A 24793-nucleotide genomic window follows, 5' to 3' on the forward strand; every position below is an offset into this window, starting at 1 on the left:
ATCTCTGTATCTGACTCAAACGGTTATGTTATCGATGAAAACGGTATTGACTTTGATCTTTTGGTTGATGTTAAAGAAAAACGCCGCGCTCGCTTGACAGAATATGCTGCTGAAAAAGCTACTGCTACTTACCATGAAGGCTCTGTATGGACCTACGCTGAGAAATATGACATCGCTCTGCCATGTGCGACACAAAATGAAATCAATGGCGAAGCTGCCAAACGCTTGGTAGCTCAAGGAATTATCTGTGTATCTGAAGGTGCCAATATGCCGAGCGACCTGGATGCTATCGCAATTTACAAAGAGAATGGCATCTTCTACGGACCTGCTAAAGCTGCCAATGCTGGTGGTGTAGCTGTATCTGCTCTGGAAATGAGCCAAAACAGCCTTCGTCTGTCATGGACTCGCGAAGAAGTTGACGGACGTTTGAAAGATATCATGACCAACATCTTCAACACAGCTAAAACTACTGCTGAAACTTACGGACTTGGCAAAGACTACCTGGCTGGTGCTAACATCGCGGCCTTCGAAAACGTAGCAAATGCTATGATTGCGCAAGGTGTAGTTTAACTGATCGATACATCCTATCGGAGGACAAATCATGAACTTACGGCCAATAGAAGTGAGAGACAATCCAGCTGTAGCGCAGCTCATTCGAGCCAGCCTAGAAGAATTCGGGCTTGACAAACCAGGAACTGTCTACTTTGATTCTCATCTAGATCATTTGGCCGACTATTATCAACATCAAGAGAGGGCAGCTTACTTTGTTCTGGAAGATGAGGGACAGCTCGTTGGCTGTGGTGGCTTTGCACCTGTGTCTGATAAGATTGCTGAGTTACAAAAACTGTATGTCACTAAAAATAGTCGTGGCAAAGGTTATTCCAGCCGGTTGATAAAGCGGATATTTCAGGAAGCCCGTCTAGCAGGTTATGAACAGCTTTATCTAGAAACCACTACTGAACTGGCTACGGCCGTGGCCATCTATCAGCACTATGGTTTCACATCACTGCAACAACCACTTTCTAACGCCGCCGGCCACCCAGCTATGAATATCTGGATGATAAAATCTCTCTTATCAGATAAATAGATGTCAGTATACTCTGGCTGTCTCAAGAACATCATGTCCAGCATCCCCAACACAGATAAAACTACCGTTGAAACTTACGGACTTGGCAAAGACTATCTGGCTGGTGCTAACATTGCTGCCTTCGAAAACGTAGCCAAGGCTATGATTGCCCAAGGTATTGTCTAAGAACTATCAAACTAGAATAAATCCGACTGCTTGTAAAAGCAGCCGGATTTTTATATATCTAATTTTTCAAAAAATTTGCCTGCAGACTGCTTTTCTTTTAGCTTCTCCAGCAGCTCATTCTTCAGAAAAGGACTTAGTTCATCAAAATCTTGACAAACCTTAAAGACAGTTTCTCTGTCCAACTGGTCATAAGCTAGTTCGTAATAGTCCTTATTATGATGCCAGTTCTGGTCATAGTTGATATCTGTCCGTTGATAGTAAACAATGTTTTGCTTCGGTGTCAGGTAAAGCTTCTGCGTCAGAATGCTTTTCTGATCGTTGGACAACTTGCTGCGGCTGAAAATTTTAACACCTTGAAAAATCTTACGCTCGTGGATACCTTGATTTGTGACTTTTAACTCAATTCTTTTATAATGCATACTATCACCTCCAGAAATCACCTACATTATATCAAGTTTTGACAGATTTTCAAGCAAAAGTGTCATTTCCAAAAGTCTTTAGTAGCTTCTAAAATCTCTGCCGTCGGTGTTACTGTCGCTTCAATAATGCTCTTGCCAGTCTTTTTCAGATAAGCTTGTATCAAATGATAGCCATAAGCATAGCCCGCAGCATAAGGCATTCCAACTGGTATCTGACCCTGTATCTCTGCAATTTCATCACCGTAGAGATATGGAGCCATTTCCGCCATCCCCGTTAGCTGAAGCTGACTTGAGATGATGGGCTTAATCTCTTCTAACTGCTCGGAACTAGTCGAAGTGACCCAAGGTCCGATGAGCTCCTTGCTATAGAGTTCAGCTGCAAAAAACTCTGCCAATCCTTCACTAACTACCCAGTCTGCTAATGTCGTCTGCTGGTTCCATTTGATAAATTGGAAGCGGACATTATGATTACACTCGTGGGCTAGCGCCGCCTGTACACGTGGCAAAGTATAGTCATTCGGTAGCAGACTAAGCATGAGGTAGCCCGGAATCCCTCCATCTCCGCTGTAACCCTTATTAAGCTGTAGCATAGATTTTTCTGGGTTGCCCAACAAAATAGTAAAATAGTAATCCTCAACCTCTAAATCATAGCCAGCCTGTTCAAAAAGACCAACACTCCTTTTGATGGTATCCTGGCAGTCTTGCCAGAGTTGATCAGAGCTCAGAGCATCGATAGCCGGCTTATCCTTTTCTGATAGAGTTCCGGGCAACTGATTCATAAAGCCAAGTAGAAATAGAGCATCAAATCCTCCAGGATACTTCGCTTTTAAAGGAATGTGCTGAGTTTGGTATTTGGGAGCAAAAGGCGCTAACAATTTAGCTCGAAAACATCCCTCTCTCTTTTCCAAGGGCAGTTCAAGCAGCTCTTGATAAACCTTATCTGAACGAATCATATTGATTTTCATGGTAATCTCCTTTTCTAATTTTCACCAGTATACACCCTCCTCTAAGGTCATAGTCAAGAAAAAGATTTGAAACTTTTGTCTAAAATCCTCTTTCATCTATAACATTTGCTGCCTCCACTTTCAAATCTGGGAGCGAAAAGTAGCAAAGGCATTAGAGTAATAGGATAATTTTCCCTATTGCTCCTTCTTTTTCTCTTGCTTTGGCTTGCTTTTCTCCTTTTGCCACTTAGCATTGTCGTAGGTCACGGTATAGGTATCCTCATCGCCGCCTTCCCCGTCAAATACCAAGTCAAAGCGGATAGACTTGCCTGGCGCCAGATTGGTGCCGATTTGTGTATTGTCAAAGGTTGAGCCGTCCAAAATATAGACATTCTCCTTCTTATCATAAAGTCCAAAGTCATAAGGACTGACCAGAATGGGCTTTTTAGAAGTGTTTTCAATCGTGATTGTCGCAACAACAGCTACTCCTGTTGACTCATCGCTCATGACTCTCTTGCTATCTTCCACTGCTGAATGAACTGTCACCTTGAGTCCGCTGGAAAATTCAACTGTTTTCTCAAAAGCATGGCTGGAATAGGTCTCTAAAGGCGAGTTATGGTAGCCTGTGAGAGACTTGAGATGGTCATTTTCCTCCATAAGACCAATCGTAGTAATGACGAGGAGAATGCTGAGCAAGGCCAGAAGAAAGATGATAATACCAGACACCAGAGCTGCCCAAAAGAGACCCTGCTTGTGGAGAGGACGTTTTAAACGGTAAACAAGATTGTCCTCACTGACAATTTCCTGCTGAATTCGCTGATTCATATGGACCTTTCTAAATCAATAATTACTTGCCTTTTGAAAGAGGTCCAAGCGTCGGAAGCTCAATCCCCTCTCGTAAAAGCGCCTCATGGTAAAGACGGTAGAAGATATGGTAAATAGAAATCTGCATGCCTCCCTGCACTATCATGCTGATACGGAAGTTAAACTGGCCATTTGAAGCCATCTGTGGCCCCAAAATATTCGGTTCCTTGAGAATCTCTGGATGTTCTGGCACAGCTTCTTCATTGACCTTGGCAATGATGCGGTAAATCTCGTCCAAATCCGTCTGGGCATAAATAGGAATGTCAATCAAGACCCGCATATCTCCACGAGACAAATTGCTGACAACCATGATATTGCGGTTTGGCACAAAATGAAGCGTTCCGTCCGCATCCCGTACCTGCGTCGTCCGAATCCCGACACTGATTACTGTTCCAGCGATGTTGATAGGGCCGTTAGTCAGGCGGACATTGTCACCGACATCTAACTGTCGCTCGAGAAGGATAAAGAAGCCATTGACCAGATCCGACAGGAAGCCCTGGGCTCCCATCCCGATGGCCACCCCGGCAATTCCGGCACCAGCTAAAAGGCTGGAAACCGGCAGTCCCAAGATGGATAAAACCCAGTAAATCAAGAGGAAATACAAGACATAATTAAGCAGATTCTCAATGAGACGGGTAATGGTTTTCTGTCTGGCTACATCCTGCTTGGATAGTTTGAGAGAGGGGGCAATGATTTTGGTCACTGACAAATGCAGGATTTTCTTAACGATGTAAAATAAGATAAAAAGCAGAAGTAAAGAGACCAGCTTGGAAAAAAGGTCATCTGCAATCTTGCTCCAGTCAAACTGCTGGATATAGCGGGAAAAGACATTTCCGGTCTTAGACATAGGCTACCTCCAAAAAGATTACTACCATTATACCACAAAGACTAATCAGCGCGGACATAGAATAGTTAGTCCGACCTAGCATTGCTTTCACTCCCTTTCTATCGTATGATAAAATAAGTATCTAAGACAAGAAAGCAACTTACATGCTCCATCGCTTCATCACCATTTGGAATAAAACCAATCTAATCAAGCGAATTCCCATCGGTATTGGCATTGCTGTCCTGCTGGCTGTCATCTTCCCCAAAGCACAGGCCATTGGACTTCTGGGCCAAATCTTCGTTGGCGGTCTCAGGGCTATCGCGCCACTCCTCGTCTTCGCTCTGGTGGCAAGCCTTTTCTCAACAGCAAAAGGGGCAAAAGAGCAATATGAAGACAGTCATCTTGCTCTACCTTCTGGGAACCTTTGCGGTGGCCTTGGTAGCGGTCCTGGTCAACTTCTTCTTTCCCATTAGTATAGAGTTGGCTTCATCCTCACAAGAAGTTTCTCCACCAGACGGAATCGGACAAGTCCTCAGCAATCTTCTGCTTCAGCTGGTGGACAATCCCGTCAACGCCCTCATCACCGCGAACTACATCGGTATCCTATCCTGGGCTGTCATCTTTGGAATTGCCATGCGGGAAGCCAGCCACCACAGCAAGGAACTGCTCCAAACCTTGGCAGATATCATTTCTAAGATTGTCGAGTGGATTATCAATCTAGCCCCTCTTGGCATTTTAGGCCTGGTCTACACGACCATTTCCGGCAAGGGCTTTCAGGCTCTAAAAAGCTTTGGTGTCCTGCTGCTGGCCTTGATAGCCAGCATGCTGATTGTCGCTCTGATCATCAATCCTTTGATTACCTTTATCATGCTGCGGAAAAATCCCTATTCCTTAGTCTGGCGCTGCTTGCGAGTCAGTGGTGTGACTGCCTTTTTCACGCGCAGTTCAGCGGCTAACATCCCCGTCAACATGAAACTCTGTCGGGAGCTGGGACTCAATCCAGAGACCTACTCAGTCTCTATTCCTCTGGGTGCTACTATCAATACCCTGACCTTGGCTGCTGTCAACACGCTGGGCATCAGGGTTGACTTTGGAACGGCTCTAGTTCTCAGTATTGTAGCTTCAATTTCTGCCTGCGGGGCTTCCGGCGTAGCTGGAGGTTCTCTCCTGCTCATTCCGGTCGCCTGCAGCCTCTTTGGGATTTCCAATGATTTGGCCATGCAGGTTGTCAGCGTCGGTTTCGTTATTGGTGTCATTCAGGACTCCTGCGAGACAGCCCTCAACTCTTCTACTGACGTTCTCTTTACAGCTGTGGTCGATATGAGCAGCTGGCAAAAAGAAAAACGCTATTAATTTCAACAAAAAACCTCTAGACTTCCATCATTACGGAAAGCTAGAGGGTTTTTTATGTGAGCAGATTAGTTCTTTCGATGTTTGTCAAAATATTTCTTCGTTTCACTGATGACAATTGGAGACAAGACTAATAAGGCAATCAAGTTTGGCAAGGCCATGAGGGCGTTGACAATATCTGCAAGAATCCAGACCGCCTCCAGACCCACAAAGCCACCGAGAACAATCATAAGGACAAAGAGCAGACGATAAACGCGGATATAGCGCACCCCAAAGAGAAATTCAAAACAGCGCTCACCATAGTAGTTCCAGCCCAAGATAGTCGTAAAGGCAAACAGGACCAGAAAGACTGAAAGCAGAACCGGACCAAAATTAGCAAAAACAGTCGCAAAGGCAGCCTGAGTCAGGGACACACCATTGAGATTGCCATCCCAGACTCCTGTGATTAAAATCGTCAATCCTGTCAGGCTACAGATAATCAGGGTGTCGATGAAGGTTCCGGTCATGGAAATCAAGCCCTGTTCTACTGGTTCCTTGGTCCGAGCTGCCGCCGCTGCAATGGGTGCTGAACCCAAACCAGATTCATTGGAGAAAACTCCACGCGCGACCCCGTTTTGAATTGCCATATGGATGGTCGCACCGGCAAAGCCACCGACAGCAGCCGTCTGACTAAAAGCTGAGCTAAAGACCAGCTGGAGAGTTGGCAGCAGACGGTCCAGATTGACCGCTAAGACAGTCACAGTCCCCAAGATATAAATCGCTGCCATAAAGGGCACAACCTTGGTCGATACTCGGGCAATAGACTGGATGCCGCTGAAAATAACCAGAGCCACCAAAATAGCCAAGATAGAAGCTGTCACGGCTGGAGGCAGCTGAATGGTATTCTGCATGGCCTCTGTGATGGAATTGACCTGCGTAAAGGTCCCAATCCCCAAGAGAGCCACCAAGATACCAGCTATCGCAAAAAAGATAGCCAGCGGGCGCCACTTCTCGCCCATCCCTAGTAAGATATAGTGCATGGGTCCGCCCGCCATAGCACCATGAGCATCCTTGCGGCGGTACTTGATAGCTAAGAGGCCTTCGGCATACTTGGTCGCCATCCCAAAGAAAGCAGCCACCCACATCCAGAAGAGGGCACCCGGTCCACCGGTTTTAATGGCTGTTGCCACTCCGATGATATTTCCTGTCCCAACAGTCGCAGCTAGAGCAGTACAAAGAGCCGCAAAGCTAGAGACATCGCCCTGATGCTCCTCGTCTGATACAAAAATTAGCCGAAAGGCACGCGGAAGCCGAAAAATCTGTAGCAAGCCCAGACGCAAACTGAGATAGATACCGGTACCAACCAGCAAAATGAGCAGGGGTGGACCCCAAACCAAAGAATCCAATTGATTCAATATTTCCAACATGATATAAGCTCCTTTTCACACCGAGAAAAAGAAAGAGCACATGCATAACATGTACTCTGGATGTGCTGGAGTAGGGAAATCCCTGCCTCTTCGCTCTGTCCTTTTACCTGAGAGTTTGAGCGGTTCTAAACCGCCTTGCCCCTTCGGTGCCATTCATGGTCTCTCCAGAGTTCCGTCCATTTCACAGTCAGAGTCGCCTACCTCTTTCTGAAAAACTTCGTTCGGTGTTGATTATTAATTTTCTATTATTCTAAAAGAACATTCACCTTTTGTCAATATTTTATAAAAAAATTTAAGCATGTAAACGTTTTTTGATACAAAAAAGAAGCCCAGAGGCTTCTTGCTTAGCTTAATTCGGCGATAATAGCCTTGAGCTGGTCTTTGGTATGAACACCTGCGACTTGCTTCACGACTTGACCATCTTTCTTGAACAGAAGGGTCGGAATGGACATAATGCCAAATTCGCGGGCAGTATTTGGATTTTCATCCACATCCATTTTAAGGATTTTCAGTTCGTCCTCATGAACTTCTCCTGCCAACTGCTCCAAGATAGGTGCCTGCATACGGCACGGACCGCACCAAGTTGCCCAAAAGTCAATCAAAACCAATCCCTCTTTTGTTTCTTCTGCGAATGTTGCATCTGTAACTGCTGCTACCATAAATCTTCTCCTTTAAATAGCTTACTTTTGATAACATTTTACAACAAAAGCCAGAGAAAGAAAAAAATTCTCTAGCTAAGTAGAGAATTCTTATTTTTCCAAACAATTTTTTAAAATAAAAATAGATTGAGGAACATCTGAAAAAACTTGGCTTAAAAAACCCAAATGTTGCTGATCTACGCTATTTAAAGCTACGGTGTGCTTGACATTTACAGTGCCATCATCGTTCTCAATGATCTGATGACCAAAAAGGATATCTCCAAACGGGGTCGCTGTTTCATCCCAAAATTCCTCAAAGGGCTTGACAAGTGTCAGCTGATATTCCATTGGGGGCATTCCTTCGAGTTCCATCATCCCACAAGATCCTGTCTTAAATTCACCATTTAATGTAATATTTTTTAAATCTTCTTCCCAGTCATACCACTTTTCAATATTTTCATAGTAGGCCCATACATCTTCTTTTGATGCTTTTATGGTTAAACTAAAACTAAATTCCATTATAAAATCTCCTTTATATTATGTACACTTATTATAAGTATGTTTATGAAATTTGTCAAATGGTTTTCCACTCTAGCATTAGCATTTCTTCTAAATGAGCTACCTGCTTTGGTTCTTCTTTTCATACTGATAAAATGGAATCAGAACGATGTCTTGGTCGTATGGCTTGATTTTCGCTCTCTTATTTAACCATTTAGGCAATAGTGCGATTCCTTTCCCGTTTTCAACTAAGCTGATAATGTTCTCAAAAGAATCAATTTCTACAACTGATTTTAAATGAGCAAACTTCATTAAGCTTTGTTTTCTAAAAGGGCAATTTTTATCTTTATTAACGAATATAGGCATTTCCTCAGTAGCCTTTATATTGCTCGAACAAGCATAAACTGACTCGATATGCCCGATAGTCTCATCATAATGCTTTAAATTTTCAATTTTTTGAAAGCAAAAAATTTTATCAAAGTCTTCCTGATGAGCAATGATTGGTATATCCGAAGTTTTTTGGATATTGATCTCACTTTTATTCAAATCAATTGTTTGTGAATTATTAATATCGTGATTGAACAATAATTCTGAAATTAAGATGGATATTTTCGAGGTTTCACATTTCTTTTTTAATTTCTCTAAATTGTTAGAAGTTTCCTTACAAAATTGATAAAATAAATCTCCACTTTCTGTCGGAATTAAACCATTATATTTTCTGTAAAATAATTTTGTATCTAATTCAGTTTCAAGCACCTTCAATCTAGCACTGAGATTAGATTGCGCATATTGTAAGATCTTTGAACTTTTGTTTATTGACCTTGTCTCATAGATTGTCACAAAAATGCTCATATCATTAAAATTCATTTAAAGTACCCTATCACTTTTTATGATAATTATATCATTTTTAAGTATTATTCAATATGATATAAATCATTTATACTATCAATAATTCATTAGAAAAGGGGTACTACAATGCAAGCAATGCAATATACTATAAAATTACCAGCAGATTATGATATGGATATCATTAGACAACGTGTCCGAAATACAGGTCATTTGATGGATGGATTCGACAATTTGTTTTTCAAAGTTTATTTAATCTCTGAAAAATCTGAAGGCCAATTATTTAACAGTTACTGTCCGCTATATATTTGGAAAAATACCAACGGAATGACAAAATTCATATTTGATGGTTACTTTGATCATATTTTAAATTCGTTTGGCTGGCAAAATATTGAAATCGGAATAACTTCATCAGTCGAAATATCTGATCATTTTGACTCAAGTAAATATGCTACATTAGAAGTCATTGATATAGAAGCATCTGAAAGTTTAAAATCCTTTACCATTCACGAGCAAATGCAAAACAACGAAAGTGGCAAAGCCGTTATTTTCAATCCTGATAAATGGAAAAAATGTATTTTTACTTTTTATACCAATAAACCCGACACACAACTACCAACATTTGAAATTTTGCACATTTCACAATAAGTGCTTATGATAAGTTATAGGGAAACGCCTGAGCAAACACTTCTTCAGTATTTTGCACACTATGATAGTATACTTGCTCTTCCCAAAATTGTATGACCTTTACTGTCATCGGCTAAATGAAAAAATCGTTACGACATGTAACGATTTTTTGGCTATGCTATTAACTCAATTCGGCGATAATAGCCTTGAGCTGGTCTTTGGTATGAACACCTGCGACTTGCTTCACGACTTGACCATCTTTCTTGAACAGAAGGGTCGGAATGGACATAATGCCAAATTCGCGGGCAGTATTTGGATTTTCATCCACATCCATTTTAAGGATTTTCAGTTCGTCTTCATGAACTTCCCCTGCCAACTGCTCCAAGATAGGCGCCTGCATACGGCATGGACCGCACCAAGTTGCCCAAAAATCAATCAGAACCAGTCCGTCTTTTGTTTCTTCTGCGAATGTTGCATCTGTAACTGCTACTACCATAAATTTTCTCCTTTAATAGCTTACTTTTGATAACATTTTACACCAAAAGCAAGAGAAAGAAAAATATTTGCTACGGGTAGGATCTTAGTCACTCAGTGAGAAATGGTTGGTCATGAGATTGCTGGCATCCAAGAGAACTTTCTCCAAGAGCCGGTCTGTCGCTTCTTGCACCTTGTCGCTCATAGCTTGATTTTCAGCTTCAAAGTCCACATCCTCGCCCTTAGCCAGAGCTCGATCTACCCGACCGATCATCTCATGACCCCAGGCCATGGTCTTTTCCTGATAATCATCCAAGTCTCCGACATGACTGCTAAAATGAGCATCAGCCAGACCAGCAATCAGGCGATTGGCCCAGTAGAAGGAATCCGTCGAAACCTTGTCTGTCGTGTTGGCAAAGTAGTCTGGCGTTGTTGAGACTTGAGTAAAGAAAGGAACAGCTGTATTGTAAGGCATGGAGCCGTAGGATAGCCACTGGATACCCGTCGTTGCCTGCGGTTGATTAGGGCGCAGCTGTAAGATAGCTGTCTGACTGGTCCGATTGATCCCAATGGTCCGAAAGGCCCGTCTGCTGTGGTAATCTCCCTCTGCTCCATAAGGATCATAAGGCGAATCCTGATAGTGACTGCTCAGGACATACTTGACATCCTCTATAGTAATCTTGCGATATGGCTTGCGGCACCAAGGAATGAAGAAACTCCTTGGATCTTGCTCCACTTCTGGATTGAGAAAACGCTGGATATCCCAAGCTCGTGGTGTATTATAATGGCGGTCCTTATCCTTCTGGCTGCCAAAAGCATAGCGTGGATTGAAACCCTCATCTGAGTAATTCAGATTGAGATGGTTTTCCTTGATAAAGTTTTTGAGATTTGGATGACAGAGGAAGTGCTCAGGATTGTCAAATTCAAAATAATCACTGCCCAGCTGATTGGGATTGGTCACATAGGCGTCATCCGGCACGCGCCGCGCCATCCAATGGTGGCCGCCAATGGTTTCCAACCACCAGATCTCATTAACATCTGAAATAGCAATCCCATTGGACTCATAAGTGCCGTACTCCTCTAAGATTTTCCCTAGACGAAGAACCCCTTCACGAGCCGTCTTGATATAGGGCAGAACCAGCGTAAGAATATCCTCCTCGCTGATACCTGACTCTACCAAAGGATCAGCTCCCAGCACGCGGCTATTAGTCGTAATCGTTTCCGTTGCACTGACAGCAACATTGTAGCTGTTAATTCCAGCTGCTCCCCAAATTCCATCCTTGGGAACTGCATCTGGTACTGCCGTATAGCGGACTGGATTGTCCGGCAAATCCATCTCAAAAGACGTCAAAACAGACTGATAATGGCGGGGCTGGTCTTGTGGCTCCACTACGACAAATTTCTTGGGCGTAAAAACCCCATTTTGTGAATCCTCCGTACGAGCCACAATGGTTGAACCGTCGTAACTGGCCTTCTTGCCCACCAAAATAGTCGTGCAGGAATCTGATAAATAATTAAATTTCATGGCTTATCTCTCCAATCTATTATACGCCTACATTATAGCACAAAAAATGGCTTAACCAGCCATTTTTCTTTATCTTTCTTACTTAAAGATCACAATCGTTGCACCGCTGCCACCGGCATTTTGCGGAGCATAGCCGAAGGACTTAACGTGCTTGTTGCGGCGGAGGTATTTTGTCACCCCTTCACGGATGACCCCGGTCCCGATACCGTGGATAATATCCACCTGAGCCATGTTATTGAGGAGGGACTGATCGATAAAGTCATCAAGCTCTTCCATAGCCTCTTCATAGCGTTTGCCGCGCAGGTCCAGTCTGGCTTTGGGTCCATCAGTATTGGCCCGCTTGACCACATTGACCTGCTTGCGCTTAGGCTGCTGCTCCTTTTCAGCCTTGAGCAGATTAAACTCCTGCTCTTCCAGAGTCATCTTGATGAGACCGACCTGAGCTTCCCAGCGACCGTCCTTGAGTTGTTTGACCAAGGTTCCCCGCTGACCATAGCTGGTGACTAGGATATCATCTCCCACCTTGGGCGCCCGATTTTTCTTGGCCTGCTTGAGCACCTTATTCTTTGATAAATCAACGGTTTCTGGTGCCAGCTTTTTGAGCTGAGCCTTAGCCTCGATAATCTCATGCGGCTTGAGACTGGATTTATCATGGAGATTTTTGAGAATGCTCTCACTCTCTGACAAAGCCAGATCAACGATTTCCTGGGCTTCCAAGCGCGCCTTATTGAGCTCGGTTTCCTTTTCTCGGTTAAACTCATTGTAAAGCTTTTTGAGGGCTCGGTTAAATTTGAGATTTTCCTGCTCCACCTCGCGAATATTGTCCAAGCGCTTGCGGCTCTCTAGCGTCTGCTCCTCCAAGCGCTCAATGATTCGATTGACATCACTGTCTGTGTCAGTCTGCTCTTGGGCATGGCCAACGATAACTTCTGCCAAGCCCAAACGTCGAGCGATTTCAAAGGCATTGGAGCGTCCAGGGACTCCCTGCATAAAGCGATAGGTTGGTCTTAAACTATCTGTATCAAATTCCATGCTGGCATTTTCCACCCAGTCCGTCTCAATCCCATAGGCTTTGAGCTCAGGATAGTGGGTCGTCGCCATGGTTTTAATCTGCCTCAACCGCAAGTCTTCCAAGATAGCAATAGCCAGAGCTGCACCCTCCTGCGGATCAGTCCCAGCTCCCAGCTCATCCAGTAGGACCAAACTCTCGCTATCAACCTGCTCTAAAATAGAGACGATATTGGTCATGTGACTGGAGAAAGTCGACAGGCTCTGCTCAATGGACTGCTCATCACCAATGTCTGCAAAAATCTGACTGAAAATCCCGACGCGGCTCCCCTTGTCCGCCAGAATCGGCAGACCTGACTGAGCCATGATCTGAGCTAAGCCCAAGGTCTTCAGCATGATGGTCTTACCACCCGTATTAGGCCCAGTAATGACAATCTCTGTCAAATCAGGCCCGAAATGCAAATCATTAGCCACTGCATTTTCAATCAGGGGATGGCGGACACTAAGCAATTGGATATCCTGCTCTTCCGACAGGTCTGGCACCACCGCTCCCGTCTCCTGCATGAAGCGGACCTTGGCACGCACCAGGTCCAGATGTCCGATAATCCAAGCATTGTTGGCAATTTCAGCTGCATGGGGACGGAAGAGGTCCGATAATTCCTGCAAAATCCGCTGAATTTCATAACGCTCGTCCGCCCGACTGCTGGCAATTTCTTCGTTGAGATTGACAACTGCTCTAGGCTCGATATAGACGGTATTGCCGCTGGCAGAAATATCGTGAACCACACCAGAAATGCGGTTGCGGTAGGTATTTTTCACGGGCAGCACATTGCGGCCATTCCGGCTGGCCACTACCTGATCCGCCAGCATCTCTCCCTTGTTTTTGAGAATCTCCTGCAGAATTTCCCGCACCTGGTTTTCATTTTCTTGAATTTTTCGGCGGATGCGGCTCAAACTTTCGCTGGCAAAGCTTTCAATAAAGCCGCCATCATTAACAGCCTGCAGACTTCCTTGCAGCTTAGGGAAAACAGCCAGGTTCTCAAACAGACGGTCCAGCTTTTCCAAGTGCACATTTTCCAAGTCCTCATAAAAGGACTTGAGCTCCTGAGTCACAGCCAAGACGCGCTTGAGAGCCAAAAACTCCTCAATATTCAAGTCGCTCTCCAGCTCCAAGCGCTTAGTCAAGGCAGTAATATCCTGAGTCGCTGCCAGACTAAAGTGCGGATGCTGCACAAAAATCTGCTGCATATCTGTCATTTCAAGAAAAGCCGAGGCTACTGTCTCTTTCTTACTGGTCGGCAAAAGCAGGCCCAGCTCCAGCTGCCCCTGCTCAGTCAAAAGATAGGGAGCAAAAAGTTCTTTAATCTTGCTAAATTCTAAGGTTTCTAAAATTTTTGTGTTCATAATTTTCTTTTCTAGTAAAAAAGAACTCAGCTAGCAGGCCAACTGAGTCGTCTCTTATCCGATAACTTGATTCACCCAGAGATCTTTGAGGATATTGGATGTGATAGGGGTATACTTGACAATAAAGCGAATCATGAAACTGCTGTTGAGCCGCTCCTGAACCATCTCCATCGGCACCGTCGCTAAAATAGTCAGGCACATTCCCAAAACAAAAATAGAGATGCAAACAGCGATGGCTCCGCTGGTCACATTATACCATTTGGTGTCTAGCTTATTGGGGTAGGGAATCAGATTCGCAAAAATCCCAAAAAAGCGACCAAGGATGTAGACAGCTGTAAAAATAATAAGATAGGCCAAACCAGCATAAAAAACCTGATCCAACTGAAAGAGCTGGGAGCTAGGGAAAAAATAGGTCGAAGAGCCCTGAGTCGCACTGGCATAAGGCACCCAAAGGCTGATAAACTTAGCCAAACTCTTATAAAAAGCTCCAGCTACCAGCATAGAAACCATGGTCGCAGCGGCATAATAGCCCTGCAGAACAATACCACGCGAATAGCCGATATAAAAGCTCCAGGCCAATATTAGTAAAATAATAATAGAAAACATTACTTCTCCTCTATTTACCCGACTTTTCTCTCAGCTCACTGAGCATTTTGTGACGAAAATCTTCTAGTTCTTTTTCCTTGTCGTCAAACTCAATTTCGCGGCTGAGCTGGGTAGATAGGCTATTGACCGCCAGCAAAATCGCCAGGACTTCATCATCTGCCGCAGGCATCTGCTCTTTGATAGCCTTGTATTTTTCCTTTGCTACCCGTTCCACTTCTTCCATAAAGAGATTATCGTGTTCTGTTGTTAGAGTTAAGGTCTTGTTTCCAAATGTAAATTTATATCGATTCAAATTTGCCATAAAATCACCTCATTGTATTATATCAAAAAAGAAGCCCTTTGTCAGTTATAAAAACACTGGGAACTAGACAGGGACTTTCTTTTTCATCTTTTTTGACATAGCAAGCAGCTGTGCTCTCCTACAAAATTTTTGTAGGATTTTCAATCTTATGGCTTTCGACTTTTCCTTTTTATGGTACAATAGGGGGTATGGAAAGTATCACCCTCAGTCCCAAACAGCAAGAAATTCAGGCTTTTGTTGAGAAATATCAGAGCCAGCTGGCTCCCAGTAAGAACCCACATATTCAATATTTCTTCCGGCTGGATCAGGTGACGGTCAGTGTCTTTAGCTCCGGAAAAGTTCTCTTTCAAGGGGCAAAAGCTGCTCACTACGCTGGCTTTTTTGGCCATCAACCAGAAAAATCCAGTTCTAGTCCTGCTTCTCAGAATTTTGCCCTCATTGGGACAGATGAGGTCGGCAACGGCTCCTACTTTGGAGGTCTAGCCGTCGTAGCTTCTTTCGTAACTCCAGACCAGCATGACTTTCTGAGAAAACTGGGTGTCGGTGATTCTAAAACCTTGAACGATAGCAAGATTCGCCAACTGGCACCTGTCTTGAAAGAAAAGATTGCTCATCAAGCTCTGCTCCTATCGCCAGAGAAGTACAACGAAGTCATCTCTTCTGGCTACAATGCCGTCTCTGTCAAGGTAGCTCTGCACAATCAAGCTATTTACCTACTGCTGCAAAAAGGTCTAAATCCTGAAAAAATTGTCATCGATGCCTTTACCAGCCAGCAAAACTACAATAAATACCTAAAGCAGGAAAAAAATCATTTTCCAAATCCAGTAAGTCTGATTGAAAAGGCTGAAGGAAAGTTCCTAGCTGTTGCGGTCAGCTCTATTATCGCTCGTGACCTCTTTCTGGAAAATCTAGAAAACCTCAGCCAAGAGTTAGGCTATACCCTGCCTAGCGGGGCCGGAAGCAAGAGCGATCATGTTGCCAGCCAGATTCTTCAAGCCTATGGAATGGCCGGTCTGCAGCATTCTGCTAAACTCCACTTTAAAAATACTGAAAAAGCACAAAAACTTCTAGAAAGGTAACCTATGAAAAAATCAAATACTGCCGTTGTCATTCTCAAAGAATGGGGGCTCTTTATCATCTTTATCTCTATCATTATCCTATCACGGCTCTATCTCTGGTCCCCTGTAAAGGTAGATGGCCACTCTATGGACCCTACCCTGGCTAATGGGGAATACCTGCTTGTCCTCAAACATCAGTCTATTGACCGATTTGATATCGTTGTCGCCACTGAGACAGATAATGACGGAACGATCAAGGAGATTGTCAAGCGGGTTATCGGTATGCCGGGTGATACTATTCAGTATGAAAATGATACTCTTTACATCAACGGCAAAAAAACAGACGAGCCTTACCTGACGGACTACATCAAAAAATTCAAAGAAGACAAGCTCCAATCTACTTATACTGGGGATGATTATGATGACAATGGTGTGTTTTTCAGAAAACTCGCTGCTCAGGCTCAAGCTTTCACTGTTGATAGTGAAGGCAGCCCTGTCTTCACCATCAAGCTTCTGGATGATGAATACCTGCTTCTGGGTGACGACCGGATTGTTTCCAAGGATAGTCGCCAAGTCGGTACCTTCCAAAAAGAACAAATCCAGGGCGAAGCCAAGTTCCGCTTCTGGCCACTGCTGCCTTTTAAGACCTATTAAGCATACCGAACTCAGTTGAACGTCAACTGGGTTCGTTTTAAAAGAAGAACCTATAAATTATGGAATTTTACTTTTCAGGAACGATTGAACGGATTATTTTTGAAAATCCCAGCAACTTTTTCCGTATCCTGCTCTTAGATATTGAGGATACAGATGCCGAGGATTTTGAAGATTTTGAAATCATTGTCACCGGCTCTATGGCAGATGTCATAGAAGGCGAAGACTACACCTTCTGGGGCAGTCTTGTCCAGCACTCCAAATATGGTCAGCAGCTGAAAATTTCCCGCTATGAGCGAGCAAAACCCAGCAGCAAAGGCCTAGTAAAATACTTCTCCAGTGACCATTTCAAGGGCATCGGGGTCAAGACTGCTCAAAAAATCGTCCAACTCTACGGAGAAGATACCGAGGACACCATTGACAAGATTTTAGCGGAGCCGGAAAAGCTGACCCAGATAAACGGCTTAGCAGCTAAGAACCGCGAGGCCTTTGTCGCCAAGCTCAGACTCAACTACGGAACTGAGATGGTACTGGCCAAGCTAGCAGCCTACGGCATTCCCAATAAGCTGGCTTTTCAAATCCAGGATACCTACAAGGAAGAAACGCTGGATATTGTCGAAAAATATCCCTATCAGCTGGTAGAGGATATTCAGGGGATCGGCTTTAAAATCGCTGACCATCTGGCAGAAGAGCTGGGGATCCAAAGTGATGCCCCTGAGCGTTTTCGGGCTGGTCTTGTCCACACCTTGCTGACCCAGTCCATGGAGCGGGGAGATACCTATGTCGAAGCTCGTGATTTACTAGAACATACCATCGAGCTCTTAGAAAGCTCACGCCAAGTGGAGCTGGACCCTAGTCTAGTCGCTGATGAGCTGGCCCATCTGATTGAGGAAGATAAGGTACAAAATGTAGATACTAAAATCTTTGAAAACAGCCTATTTTTTGCTGAGGAAGGAATAAAAAGCAATCTGGTCCGTCTGTTGGAAAAAGGAGAGCAAGACTGCTTTGACGCAGATAACATTACTGCGGCTATCCAGCAAGTGGAGGAGAACTCCGGCATCTCCTATGACAGTATCCAAAAAGAAGCCATCCGTCAGGCTATCAATCAGAAGGTCTTTATCCTAACCGGCGGACCGGGAACAGGAAAAACTACCGTTATCAACTGTATCATCGCAGTCTACGCCCAGCTTCGCGGCTTGGATCTGCGAAAGGTCAATGATCTACCTATTCTGCTAGCGGCTCCCACTGGACGTGCTGCTCGGCGCATGAACGAATTGACTGGTCTGCCTAGCGCCACTATCCACCGCCACTTGGGGATGACTGGAGATGATGATACCAGTCATTTGGATGATTATCTGGATGCTGATTTTATCATTGTGGATGAATTTTCCATGGTGGACACTTGGCTGGCTAATCAGCTGCTCAGCAATATCTCCTCTCAGACCAAGCTCTTGATTGTCGGAGATGCGGACCAGCTGCCCTCTGTCAGTCCAGGTCAGGTACTGGCGGACTTGCTGCAGATACCAACTATTCCACAGACTAAGCTGGAAACCATCTATCGGCAGAGCGAGGAGTCTACAATTGTCACACTGGCTAGCCAGATTCAGAAGGGCATTTTACCAGCAGACTTTATAGAGAAAAAAGCGGATCGCTCTTATTTTGAAGCTAGAAATGAGCATATCCCGCCTATGATTGAGAAAATCGCTAGCGCAGCCATTCGCAGCGGTATCCCAGCTCAAGATGTTCAGGTATTAGCACCTATGTATCGGGGGTCAGCCGGTATTGACCAGATTAATAATCTTATGCAAAAACTCATCAATCCTGTCGAGAAAGAGGAACTGACCTTTGAAGCTCCCGACTGTCAGTATCGCCAAGGAGATAGGGTTATCCACTTGGTCAATGATGCTGAAAGCAACGTCTTCAACGGTGACTTAGGCTATATCAGCGACCTGCTGCCTGCTAAGTACACCGACTCCAAGCAGGACGAGCTAACCATTAACTTTGATGGCAATGAACTTGTTTATCAACGCAGCGAGTGGTACAAGATTCGCCTGGCCTACGCCATGAGCATCCACAAGTCTCAGGGCAGTGAATTTCCCGTGGTCATCTTGCCCATCACCAAGAGCAGTCACCGGATGCTGCAGCGCAACCTCATCTACACTGCTATCACCCGCGCCAAGAGCAAGTTGATCTTACTTGGGGAAAAAGCAGCCTTTGACTATGCTGCAAAAAACACTGGCACCGCCCGCAAAACCTATCTCATCGAGCGCTTTGGCGACTTTCCGCAAGCTGAGAGTAATATCCACAATACTGTGGATAAAATGAAACCACCTGTGGAAAACTATGTCCTGACTGAGGAAAATTTCCAGAAAATTGACCCCCTAATCGGCCTGACCGAGGAAGATATCCACAGTATATTCAGCACATAAATAAAAAGGCTGGGACAGAATTAAATTTTTTAGTTCTGTCCTATCGCCTTTTTTTATGCCTTATTTTTCTGGCTAAAGTGCTGCAGGAGCTCGTCAGTAAAGATATCCATGCCGACCGAGGTCATCATAAACTGCAGAAAATGGATGCGTTCTGGCAGTTTTTCAGGATCGCTTTCAAAAACGGTCTCATTCATCCAGAAGTTCACCAGCAGCAGAAAGACTTCCGCAGCCTGGTCCGGATACTGAGTCTGGATAGACCCATCTGCCATGCCTTTTTTGATAATATCGCTGACCAGAGGGGAGCCTATCCGCAGATTGTCCCGCATCATGGTCAAAATAAAACCTGCATCCTGCTCGTACTCTTCCACAATGCCGTCCATGGCCCGGGCTGTCTGACTTTCCAGATTAGACTTGAGGATGGTTTGCAGCTGCTCCCTACCGGTCAGATTTTCCGTAGCCTTGAGCCACTGCTTCATCTCTTCTTCCATCAGCTCCTGCCGGCTCCTCATCACCGCCAGGACAATCTCATCTTTTGACTTGAAATGATGGTAGATAGCCCCCTTGGAGATGCCCGCCGTCTGAGCAATATCCTGCATACTGGTCTTTTCGGACCCCTTTTGGATAAAGAGCTGGGTTGCTGTATTTAAAATTTTTTCTCTCATGGCCTGGGATTTGTCTTTTCGCTGCGCCATTCTGTTCCCCTTTGTTTCTAATATAGCTTTATTCTACCAAAAAAGCCGGAGAAATACAAAATCATAAAAATATCTTTAAGCCTTGTCTTGCTGATCCCTTTGATACCAAAGATAGATACTGTAAGCCGCCATCAAGATATAGCCTAGGAAAAAGAGCGGATTTTCCGTCCCCTTGCCTACAAAGATGCCTTCGCCAATTGTATTAATGAGCCCATGAAAGAGGACACAATAGAGGACAGACTGACTGGTCTTGTAAAGGGCTGCCAGCCAGAAACGGCCGAGCAGGCAAAATGCTGTAAAGACCAGAAGAGAGGTCCCTGCCTGACTGCTGCCGGGGGTAAAGAAGAGGGGCAGATGCCAGACAGCCCAGATTAACCCAGTTGCTACAGTTGCCAAAGGGAAGGGCAGGATCTTCTCCAGACTTGGCTGCAGGAAGCCCTGCCAGCCAATTTCTTCATTACCACCTGTCAAGAGAGTGGTTACCAGAGCCAGAACCAAGACATTCAAAAGATTCAAATTTGGCAGCGGCTTGGTCACAAAGACAATGGAAATCGTGAAGAGACCCACAAAAATCAACAGATAAGGCCAGCTTCCTTTCCTAGCAAACTTGATAAAAGTCAGCATTTCTTTCAAAGACTTACCTAAGACAAGCTTGGCACTTATAGCAGGACCAAATGTTCCCACTATCGTGAGCAGCGGAGGAAGCAACGGCACTCGCCCTTTCAGCACAGCCGAGAGAATCCACGCAGACCAAGTGATACCAAAAGTCCAAAGCAGAAAAATTAGAATTTGCTTGACAGATGAGGAATCTTTATAGTTTCTAGCTTGCATCTTTCTCAGCTCCTTTCCGATTGCCCTTCCAGTACCACCAGCCCAGCAGCAAAATTGTCATCACGGCATTCGCAGCATGAAAACTAAGAGACGTTCCGCCCTTGGTAGCTGCTCCTACGATAACTGTCTGCGCAAAGTTAATACAGCCATGAAAGACCATGCAGGCAAAAACAGACACCGTCTGCTTATATAGAACGGCCAGACAAAAGCTAGCCATGATGCAAAATAGAGTATAAAAAGGCAGGGAAAGTTGGCTTTGACCTGTTCCCGGAATCAGCCAGAGTGGCAGATGCCAGGCAACCCAGATGAGACCTGTGATGACCGTAGCAATCGGAAAAGAAAACTTCTTCTCCAAAGCTGGCTGCAGCACTCCCCGCCAGCCCAGCTCTTCATTCCCGCCACCAGCAAAGGTGATAAAGGTCCAGCCCAAAGGAAACATGAGTATGGCATTGAGCGGCGGCAGGGCTGGATTGGCAATAAAGAGAGTCAAAATCCGAATCAGGCAGAAGACTAGCATATACAGCCACCAGCCCTTGGCATGAGAAAAGATAAAGGACAGCATTTGCTTCGGTTTAGAAATGTTAAGGCTGATAAAGCTCCCTAGAGCTGGGCCAAAAGCCCCTATCAAGATAAAGGCAGTTCCCAGAGTTTCTGCCCCGTTAGTGACCTGCAGCGCAGATAAAATATACAGAATCAGCCAGGATCCCCAGCTAATGCCAAAAGTCCAGGCCAGAAAGGGCAGGATATGCCTTGTCTCTGGCTCTACATGTGTTTGTGTTTTCATATGATTACTCCTTTTTCTTTGGCAGAAAAGCGATTGCCAAGATTTTTAGCTTGCATCTTTCTCAGCCCCTTTCCGGTTGCCCTTCCAATACCACCAGCCGACCAGCAGGGCGGTCATGACCAGATTAGCAGCCTGGAAGCTGAGATACCTTCCGCCATTTGTAGCACTGCCGACAATCGTCGCCTGAGCAAAGTTAATGCAGCCGTGAAAGACCATGCAGGCAAAGACAGAGGCCGTCTGCTTGTAGAGAACCGCCTGACAGAAACAGAGCAAGATACCAAAGGAGAGATAGAAGGGCAAAGAAATCTGACTTTGACTCGTTCCCGGAATCAGCCAGAGGGGCAGATGCCAGGCCACCCAGACCAGAGCCGTGATGACAGTTGCCAGAGGGAAGGAGAATTTTTTCTCCAGAGCCGGCTGCAGGAGGCCCCGCCAGCCCAGTTCTTCATTGCCGCCTCCAGCAAACGTGACAAAGGTCCAGCCCAGAGGAAACATCAGAACGGCATTGAGCGGCGGTAATACAGGATTGGCGATAAAAAGGGTCAAAACCCGAACCAGACAGAAGGCCAGCATATAAATCCACCAGCCCTTAGCATGAGAAAAGATAAAGTCCAGCATCTTCTTAGGATGAGAAATTTTGAGGCTGATAAAAGTTCCCAAGGCCGGTCCGAAGCCCCCGATGAAATTGAGAGCAAGGCCCAAAGGCTCAGCCCCGCTGGTCAGCTTCAGGGCGGTTAAAATATACTGAAGCAGCCAGGCTCCCCAGGTAATGCCAAAAGTCCAGGCCAGAAAGGGCAGGATATGCCTTGTCTCTGGCTCTACATGTGTTTGTTTGTTCATACGATAACTCCTTATCAAATGTAGAATAGTGAAAAGTCATCCGAAAACTGGACAAAGGCATCCTTTACTCTCAGTCTTTCAGATGATTGCCTGTTTTGAAACGCAGATTTTTAAAATCCGACCATTCGGTTTGTTTTGTTATAAAAAATAAAGACCTGCGCCAAATAGAAAACGTAGTCTTTTAGTCCTTGCCTAAAATAAAAAGCAAAGATAGACTAAATAATGCTAAAAGCTATGTCAGCACCGTTTAGCTACTGCCTGCTGCTTTTAGTTTCTAAGTTGTCCAGACTCTGATGCTTAAGACAGGCCATTTCTCTGCTACTTGCTCCTTTCTTTATTTTGCAATCGCCGGATATGCCAGAGATTGGAGGCAAGGCTCAGACCCCCTACTGCCATAATACCCAGTCCTCGCCAAGGGCTAAAGACAGAAGTCAGCAAGCCACCAGCAAGGACAGCATATCCAGCTTTGACTCCCCACTTAGAATAGCGTATGCCATTCTCACCCTGTGACATCTTTTTCAGCTTTTCTGCATGCTGCTGCAAAAACTCTTTCTGACCTTCCAGCTGCCGATCCATCTCCTGATTCAACTTGAGAATGTGCTCGCTTGTTTTTTCTACTACAGATTTCTTCATTTCTGCTCCTTTCTTTTCAAAAACCGACCAGACGGTTTTTATTTTATAAACTCAGTATAACAGACACAGAAAACTTTGTCCAGTATTTTTTTGAAAAAGATTATCTTTAGTTAATGAAAATCATCAGACAAATTAGAAACTCGTCACAAGCAACTCTCTCATACTAAAAACTATATCTAAAAAAGCTCGGTAATGAACCAAGCCTTTATCTTTATTCAAACCCCGTCACTGTCAGTCCTAGCAGTCGGATACCTCGTGGTTGCTCTTCCAAGCTATCGTATATCTCATGCGCAGTTCGCTCGATTTGCTCCTTGTCTCGAGTCGCTAGATTCAAACTTTTCCTTTTAGTCAAGGTGGAGAAATCGGCATAGCGGATTTTCAGAACGATGGTTCGTCCTTTCTTATCATGCTTAGTCAAGCTATTTTCTACCTTCTGAGCCAGCAGGGTCAGCTCTTTCTTGATATCCTCCTCACTATAGAGCAGTTTGGCATAGGTCCGCTCCTTCCCAATCGACTTACGAATACGATTGGATTTGACCGGACTATTGCTGATGCCACGCGCTTTCCGGTAGAGTTCAAAACCAAAGCGACCAAACTTATCAATCAAGGTCATTTCTGGTATCTTGAGCAAATCTGCACCAGTATAAACTCCCATTTCATGTAATTTCTCAACGCTCTTCTTACCAACCCCATGAAACTTGGCAATATCCATAGGCGCCAGAAAGGCCTCAGCCTCTTCGGGTAGAATAACAGTCAGACCATGAGGCTTCTCATAGTCACTGGCAATCTTGGCCAGAAACTTATTATAAGAAACGCCTGCCGAAGCCGTCAGATGGATTTCATTCCAGATATCGTGCTGAATCAGCTTGGCTATTTTGACTGCGGATTTAATCCCAAGCTTGTTTTCCGTTACATCCAGATAAGCCTCGTCGATGCTCATTGGCTCAATCAAGTCCGTATAGCGTTTGAAAATTTCTCGGATCTGCAAGCCGACTGCCTGATATTTTTCGTAATTCCCCGATATAAAAATCCCCTGAGGGCAACGCTCATAGGCTTCCTTGGAACTCATAGCCGAATGAACTCCGAACTTTCTAGCCTCATAATTGCAGGTGGAGACGACACCACGACCTCCAGTCAAGCGTGGGTCGCTGCCGATGATGACCGGATGCCCCTTTAACTTAGGATTATCCCGCTCTTCCACCGAAGCGAAAAAAGCATCCATATCAATGTGGATAATCTTCCGAGATGTATCGTTAATCAGTGGAAAAATCAGCATGCCTCCTCCTTTCTCCTACCATAAATTTCAGCTTATGAGCTTTCACAAAGTCGGCCCTTTTTGCTCAAATAAATCTGAAACAGTTTTTTGTTCTTGTAAAAAGTATTTTAAAAGTAAGATTCTTCGTCAGTAATTTTTATATGACATTTTAATTACTTTTATTATAACTTTTTTACCCATTTTTCCAAAATATTTGAAAAGAGTTATGTTTTTCAAATCTATAGTACACATCCGCGACTTTTTACTTTCTGTATTATAAAAGAAAGTCTTTCTTTCTGCCGAAAATGGTTTGTGAAACCGATTACCGTATGATATACTTTACTTATAAATGTAACAGTTTATGTTGCTAGAATAAAGAGGAAAATCAAATGGTTGTAAAAACAGTTGTTGAAGCTCAAGATATTTTTGACAAAGCTTGGGAAGGCTTCAAAGGTGAAGACTGGAAAGAGAAAGCAAGTGTTTCTCGCTTCGTTCAAGCTAACTACACACCTTATGATGGAGATGAAAGCTTCTTGGCAGGTCCTACTGAGCGCTCACTCCACATCAAGAAAATCGTAGAAGAAACAAAAGCTCACTACGAAGAAACTCGTTTCCCAATGGACACTCGTCCA

The 24793-nt window shown here is 44.5% G+C and carries 24 protein-coding genes, 4 pseudogenes and 1 riboswitch; of the genes and pseudogenes, 9 read left to right on the plus strand and 19 right to left on the minus strand.

The window, feature by feature from the left end:
• The 3 genes and pseudogenes from QZ169_RS07955 to QZ169_RS07965 all read left to right on the plus strand — a co-directional run.
• Positions 1 to 570 (plus strand): annotated as a pseudogene (locus tag QZ169_RS07955) (NADP-specific glutamate dehydrogenase); the annotation flags it as partial.
• Positions 571 to 601: 31 nt separating this feature from the next.
• A complete protein-coding gene (locus QZ169_RS07960) occupies positions 602 to 1087 on the plus strand; it encodes a GNAT family N-acetyltransferase (protein ID WP_295506171.1) in 486 nt (161 codons plus the stop codon).
• A gap of 15 nt (positions 1088 to 1102) precedes the next feature.
• A pseudogene (locus QZ169_RS07965) lies at positions 1103 to 1252 on the plus strand (NADP oxidoreductase); the annotation flags it as partial.
• A 50-nt stretch (positions 1253 to 1302) separates the two neighbouring features.
• Here QZ169_RS07965 and QZ169_RS07970 read toward each other — a convergent pair.
• The 4 genes from QZ169_RS07970 to QZ169_RS07985 form a co-directional block, all read right to left on the minus strand.
• Positions 1303 to 1671, minus strand: a complete 369-nt coding sequence (locus QZ169_RS07970; protein WP_295506174.1) for an EXLDI protein — start codon at positions 1669 to 1671, stop codon at positions 1303 to 1305.
• Positions 1672 to 1733: 62 nt separating this feature from the next.
• The gene (locus QZ169_RS07975) at positions 1734 to 2636 is read right to left on the minus strand and encodes a DUF2268 domain-containing protein (protein WP_295506176.1); all 903 of its coding nucleotides are present in this window, start codon (positions 2634 to 2636) and stop codon (positions 1734 to 1736) included.
• A 174-nt stretch (positions 2637 to 2810) separates the two neighbouring features.
• Complete coding sequence (locus tag QZ169_RS07980) at positions 2811 to 3440, minus strand: DUF4352 domain-containing protein (RefSeq protein WP_295506178.1); 630 nt, start codon at positions 3438 to 3440, stop codon at positions 2811 to 2813.
• A 22-nt stretch (positions 3441 to 3462) separates the two neighbouring features.
• Complete coding sequence (locus QZ169_RS07985) at positions 3463 to 4326, minus strand: mechanosensitive ion channel family protein (RefSeq protein ID WP_002896584.1); 864 nt, start codon at positions 4324 to 4326, stop codon at positions 3463 to 3465.
• A 143-nt stretch (positions 4327 to 4469) separates the two neighbouring features.
• On the opposite strand from QZ169_RS07985, the pseudogene sstT reads away from it, so the two are divergent.
• Positions 4470 to 5658, plus strand: a pseudogene (gene sstT, locus QZ169_RS07990) (serine/threonine transporter SstT).
• Between the two features lie 65 nt (positions 5659 to 5723).
• On the opposite strand, the gene QZ169_RS07995 reads toward sstT, so the two are convergent.
• The 4 genes from QZ169_RS07995 to QZ169_RS08010 form a co-directional block, all read right to left on the minus strand.
• Entirely contained in the window at positions 5724 to 7061 is a 1338-nt protein-coding gene (locus tag QZ169_RS07995; protein ID WP_295506180.1) for a sodium:alanine symporter family protein, read from the minus strand.
• A gap of 85 nt (positions 7062 to 7146) precedes the next feature.
• Positions 7147 to 7239, minus strand: a riboswitch (glycine riboswitch).
• A gap of 166 nt (positions 7240 to 7405) precedes the next feature.
• Positions 7406 to 7720, minus strand: coding sequence for a thioredoxin (trxA, locus tag QZ169_RS08000; RefSeq protein ID WP_002929164.1), 315 nt, complete (start codon positions 7718 to 7720; stop codon positions 7406 to 7408).
• A 90-nt stretch (positions 7721 to 7810) separates the two neighbouring features.
• Entirely contained in the window at positions 7811 to 8218 is a 408-nt protein-coding gene (locus QZ169_RS08005) for a polyketide cyclase (RefSeq protein ID WP_295506183.1), read from the minus strand.
• Positions 8219 to 8317: 99 nt separating this feature from the next.
• Complete coding sequence (locus QZ169_RS08010; protein ID WP_175859088.1) at positions 8318 to 9064, minus strand: LysR family transcriptional regulator; 747 nt, start codon at positions 9062 to 9064, stop codon at positions 8318 to 8320.
• A 108-nt stretch (positions 9065 to 9172) separates the two neighbouring features.
• Here QZ169_RS08010 and QZ169_RS08015 point away from each other — a divergent pair, with 108 nt between their 5' ends.
• Entirely contained in the window at positions 9173 to 9691 is a 519-nt protein-coding gene (locus QZ169_RS08015; protein WP_295506186.1) for a DUF4865 family protein, read from the plus strand.
• Positions 9692 to 9851: 160 nt separating this feature from the next.
• Here the strand turns inward: QZ169_RS08015 and trxA (QZ169_RS08020) are convergent, their stop codons facing one another.
• The 5 genes from trxA (QZ169_RS08020) to QZ169_RS08040 form a co-directional block, all read right to left on the minus strand.
• Complete coding sequence (trxA, locus tag QZ169_RS08020; RefSeq protein ID WP_295506188.1) at positions 9852 to 10166, minus strand: thioredoxin; 315 nt, start codon at positions 10164 to 10166, stop codon at positions 9852 to 9854.
• 84 nt (positions 10167 to 10250) lie between these two features.
• Positions 10251 to 11669: a C69 family dipeptidase gene (locus QZ169_RS08025; protein ID WP_295506190.1), complete on the minus strand. Its 1419-nt coding sequence runs from the start codon at positions 11667 to 11669 to the stop codon at positions 10251 to 10253.
• A 78-nt stretch (positions 11670 to 11747) separates the two neighbouring features.
• Complete coding sequence (locus QZ169_RS08030) at positions 11748 to 14081, minus strand: endonuclease MutS2 (protein WP_295506192.1); 2334 nt, start codon at positions 14079 to 14081, stop codon at positions 11748 to 11750.
• Positions 14082 to 14135: 54 nt separating this feature from the next.
• Positions 14136 to 14687 carry a CvpA family protein gene (locus QZ169_RS08035; protein WP_002903748.1) on the minus strand — a complete coding sequence of 184 codons (552 nt, stop codon included), beginning with the start codon at positions 14685 to 14687 and terminating at the stop codon, positions 14136 to 14138.
• 10 nt (positions 14688 to 14697) lie between these two features.
• Positions 14698 to 14988, minus strand: coding sequence for a hypothetical protein (locus QZ169_RS08040; protein WP_002919703.1), 291 nt, complete (start codon positions 14986 to 14988; stop codon positions 14698 to 14700).
• A 188-nt stretch (positions 14989 to 15176) separates the two neighbouring features.
• On the opposite strand from QZ169_RS08040, the gene rnhC reads away from it, so the two are divergent.
• The 3 genes from rnhC to QZ169_RS08055 are packed head-to-tail and all read left to right on the plus strand — an operon-like array spanning position 15177 to position 19126.
• Positions 15177 to 16067 carry a ribonuclease HIII gene (rnhC, locus tag QZ169_RS08045; RefSeq protein ID WP_295506196.1) on the plus strand — a complete coding sequence of 297 codons (891 nt, stop codon included), beginning with the start codon at positions 15177 to 15179 and terminating at the stop codon, positions 16065 to 16067.
• Positions 16068 to 16070: 3 nt separating this feature from the next.
• Entirely contained in the window at positions 16071 to 16700 is a 630-nt protein-coding gene (lepB, locus tag QZ169_RS08050) for a signal peptidase I (RefSeq protein ID WP_295506198.1), read from the plus strand.
• A gap of 59 nt (positions 16701 to 16759) precedes the next feature.
• Entirely contained in the window at positions 16760 to 19126 is a 2367-nt protein-coding gene (locus QZ169_RS08055) for an ATP-dependent RecD-like DNA helicase (RefSeq protein WP_295506200.1), read from the plus strand.
• A gap of 53 nt (positions 19127 to 19179) precedes the next feature.
• Here the strand turns inward: QZ169_RS08055 and QZ169_RS08060 are convergent, their stop codons facing one another.
• From QZ169_RS08060 to dinB, 6 genes are all read right to left on the minus strand, one after another.
• Positions 19180 to 19818 carry a TetR/AcrR family transcriptional regulator gene (locus tag QZ169_RS08060; protein ID WP_061592255.1) on the minus strand — a complete coding sequence of 213 codons (639 nt, stop codon included), beginning with the start codon at positions 19816 to 19818 and terminating at the stop codon, positions 19180 to 19182.
• 75 nt (positions 19819 to 19893) lie between these two features.
• The gene (locus QZ169_RS08065) at positions 19894 to 20649 is read right to left on the minus strand and encodes a CPBP family intramembrane glutamic endopeptidase (RefSeq protein ID WP_125433892.1); all 756 of its coding nucleotides are present in this window, start codon (positions 20647 to 20649) and stop codon (positions 19894 to 19896) included.
• Positions 20639 to 21433, minus strand: a complete 795-nt coding sequence (locus QZ169_RS08070) for a CPBP family intramembrane glutamic endopeptidase (RefSeq protein ID WP_295506207.1) — start codon at positions 21431 to 21433, stop codon at positions 20639 to 20641. Before QZ169_RS08070 ends, QZ169_RS08065 begins: the two co-directional genes overlap by 11 nt.
• A gap of 45 nt (positions 21434 to 21478) precedes the next feature.
• The gene (locus QZ169_RS08075; protein ID WP_295506209.1) at positions 21479 to 22273 is read right to left on the minus strand and encodes a CPBP family intramembrane glutamic endopeptidase; all 795 of its coding nucleotides are present in this window, start codon (positions 22271 to 22273) and stop codon (positions 21479 to 21481) included.
• Positions 22274 to 22591: 318 nt separating this feature from the next.
• A complete protein-coding gene (locus tag QZ169_RS08080) occupies positions 22592 to 22906 on the minus strand; it encodes a hypothetical protein (RefSeq protein WP_061594398.1) in 315 nt (104 codons plus the stop codon).
• Positions 22907 to 23117: 211 nt separating this feature from the next.
• The gene (dinB, locus tag QZ169_RS08085) at positions 23118 to 24182 is read right to left on the minus strand and encodes a DNA polymerase IV (protein WP_295506225.1); all 1065 of its coding nucleotides are present in this window, start codon (positions 24180 to 24182) and stop codon (positions 23118 to 23120) included.
• A 368-nt stretch (positions 24183 to 24550) separates the two neighbouring features.
• Here dinB and QZ169_RS08090 point away from each other — a divergent pair.
• Positions 24551 to 24793, plus strand: a pseudogene (locus QZ169_RS08090) (formate C-acetyltransferase); the annotation flags it as partial.

The organism is uncultured Streptococcus sp. (assembly GCF_905372115.1).
Classification (GTDB): domain Bacteria; phylum Bacillota; class Bacilli; order Lactobacillales; family Streptococcaceae; genus Streptococcus.

Excerpts from the sequence above, each read along its gene's own strand:
- QZ169_RS07960 (WP_295506171.1), top strand. The coding sequence starts at position 602 with ATGAACTTACGGCCAATAGAAGTGAGAGACAATCCAGCTGTAGCGCAG.
- QZ169_RS07970 (WP_295506174.1), bottom strand. The coding sequence starts at position 1,671 with ATGCATTATAAAAGAATTGAGTTAAAAGTCACAAATCAAGGTATCCAC.
- QZ169_RS07975 (WP_295506176.1), bottom strand. The coding sequence starts at position 2,636 with ATGAAAATCAATATGATTCGTTCAGATAAGGTTTATCAAGAGCTGCTT.
- QZ169_RS07980 (WP_295506178.1), bottom strand. The coding sequence starts at position 3,440 with ATGAATCAGCGAATTCAGCAGGAAATTGTCAGTGAGGACAATCTTGTT.
- QZ169_RS07985 (WP_002896584.1), bottom strand. The coding sequence starts at position 4,326 with ATGTCTAAGACCGGAAATGTCTTTTCCCGCTATATCCAGCAGTTTGAC.
- QZ169_RS07995 (WP_295506180.1), bottom strand. The coding sequence starts at position 7,061 with ATGTTGGAAATATTGAATCAATTGGATTCTTTGGTTTGGGGTCCACCC.
- trxA (WP_002929164.1), bottom strand. The coding sequence starts at position 7,720 with ATGGTAGCAGCAGTTACAGATGCAACATTCGCAGAAGAAACAAAAGAG.
- QZ169_RS08005 (WP_295506183.1), bottom strand. The coding sequence starts at position 8,218 with ATGGAATTTAGTTTTAGTTTAACCATAAAAGCATCAAAAGAAGATGTA.
- QZ169_RS08010 (WP_175859088.1), bottom strand. The coding sequence starts at position 9,064 with ATGAATTTTAATGATATGAGCATTTTTGTGACAATCTATGAGACAAGG.
- QZ169_RS08015 (WP_295506186.1), top strand. The coding sequence starts at position 9,173 with ATGCAAGCAATGCAATATACTATAAAATTACCAGCAGATTATGATATG.
- trxA (WP_295506188.1), bottom strand. The coding sequence starts at position 10,166 with ATGGTAGTAGCAGTTACAGATGCAACATTCGCAGAAGAAACAAAAGAC.
- QZ169_RS08025 (WP_295506190.1), bottom strand. The coding sequence starts at position 11,669 with ATGAAATTTAATTATTTATCAGATTCCTGCACGACTATTTTGGTGGGC.
- QZ169_RS08030 (WP_295506192.1), bottom strand. The coding sequence starts at position 14,081 with ATGAACACAAAAATTTTAGAAACCTTAGAATTTAGCAAGATTAAAGAA.
- QZ169_RS08035 (WP_002903748.1), bottom strand. The coding sequence starts at position 14,687 with ATGTTTTCTATTATTATTTTACTAATATTGGCCTGGAGCTTTTATATC.
- QZ169_RS08040 (WP_002919703.1), bottom strand. The coding sequence starts at position 14,988 with ATGGCAAATTTGAATCGATATAAATTTACATTTGGAAACAAGACCTTA.
- rnhC (WP_295506196.1), top strand. The coding sequence starts at position 15,177 with ATGGAAAGTATCACCCTCAGTCCCAAACAGCAAGAAATTCAGGCTTTT.
- lepB (WP_295506198.1), top strand. The coding sequence starts at position 16,071 with ATGAAAAAATCAAATACTGCCGTTGTCATTCTCAAAGAATGGGGGCTC.
- QZ169_RS08055 (WP_295506200.1), top strand. The coding sequence starts at position 16,760 with ATGGAATTTTACTTTTCAGGAACGATTGAACGGATTATTTTTGAAAAT.
- QZ169_RS08060 (WP_061592255.1), bottom strand. The coding sequence starts at position 19,818 with ATGGCGCAGCGAAAAGACAAATCCCAGGCCATGAGAGAAAAAATTTTA.
- QZ169_RS08065 (WP_125433892.1), bottom strand. The coding sequence starts at position 20,649 with ATGCAAGCTAGAAACTATAAAGATTCCTCATCTGTCAAGCAAATTCTA.
- QZ169_RS08070 (WP_295506207.1), bottom strand. The coding sequence starts at position 21,433 with ATGAAAACACAAACACATGTAGAGCCAGAGACAAGGCATATCCTGCCC.
- QZ169_RS08075 (WP_295506209.1), bottom strand. The coding sequence starts at position 22,273 with ATGAACAAACAAACACATGTAGAGCCAGAGACAAGGCATATCCTGCCC.
- QZ169_RS08080 (WP_061594398.1), bottom strand. The coding sequence starts at position 22,906 with ATGAAGAAATCTGTAGTAGAAAAAACAAGCGAGCACATTCTCAAGTTG.
- dinB (WP_295506225.1), bottom strand. The coding sequence starts at position 24,182 with ATGCTGATTTTTCCACTGATTAACGATACATCTCGGAAGATTATCCAC.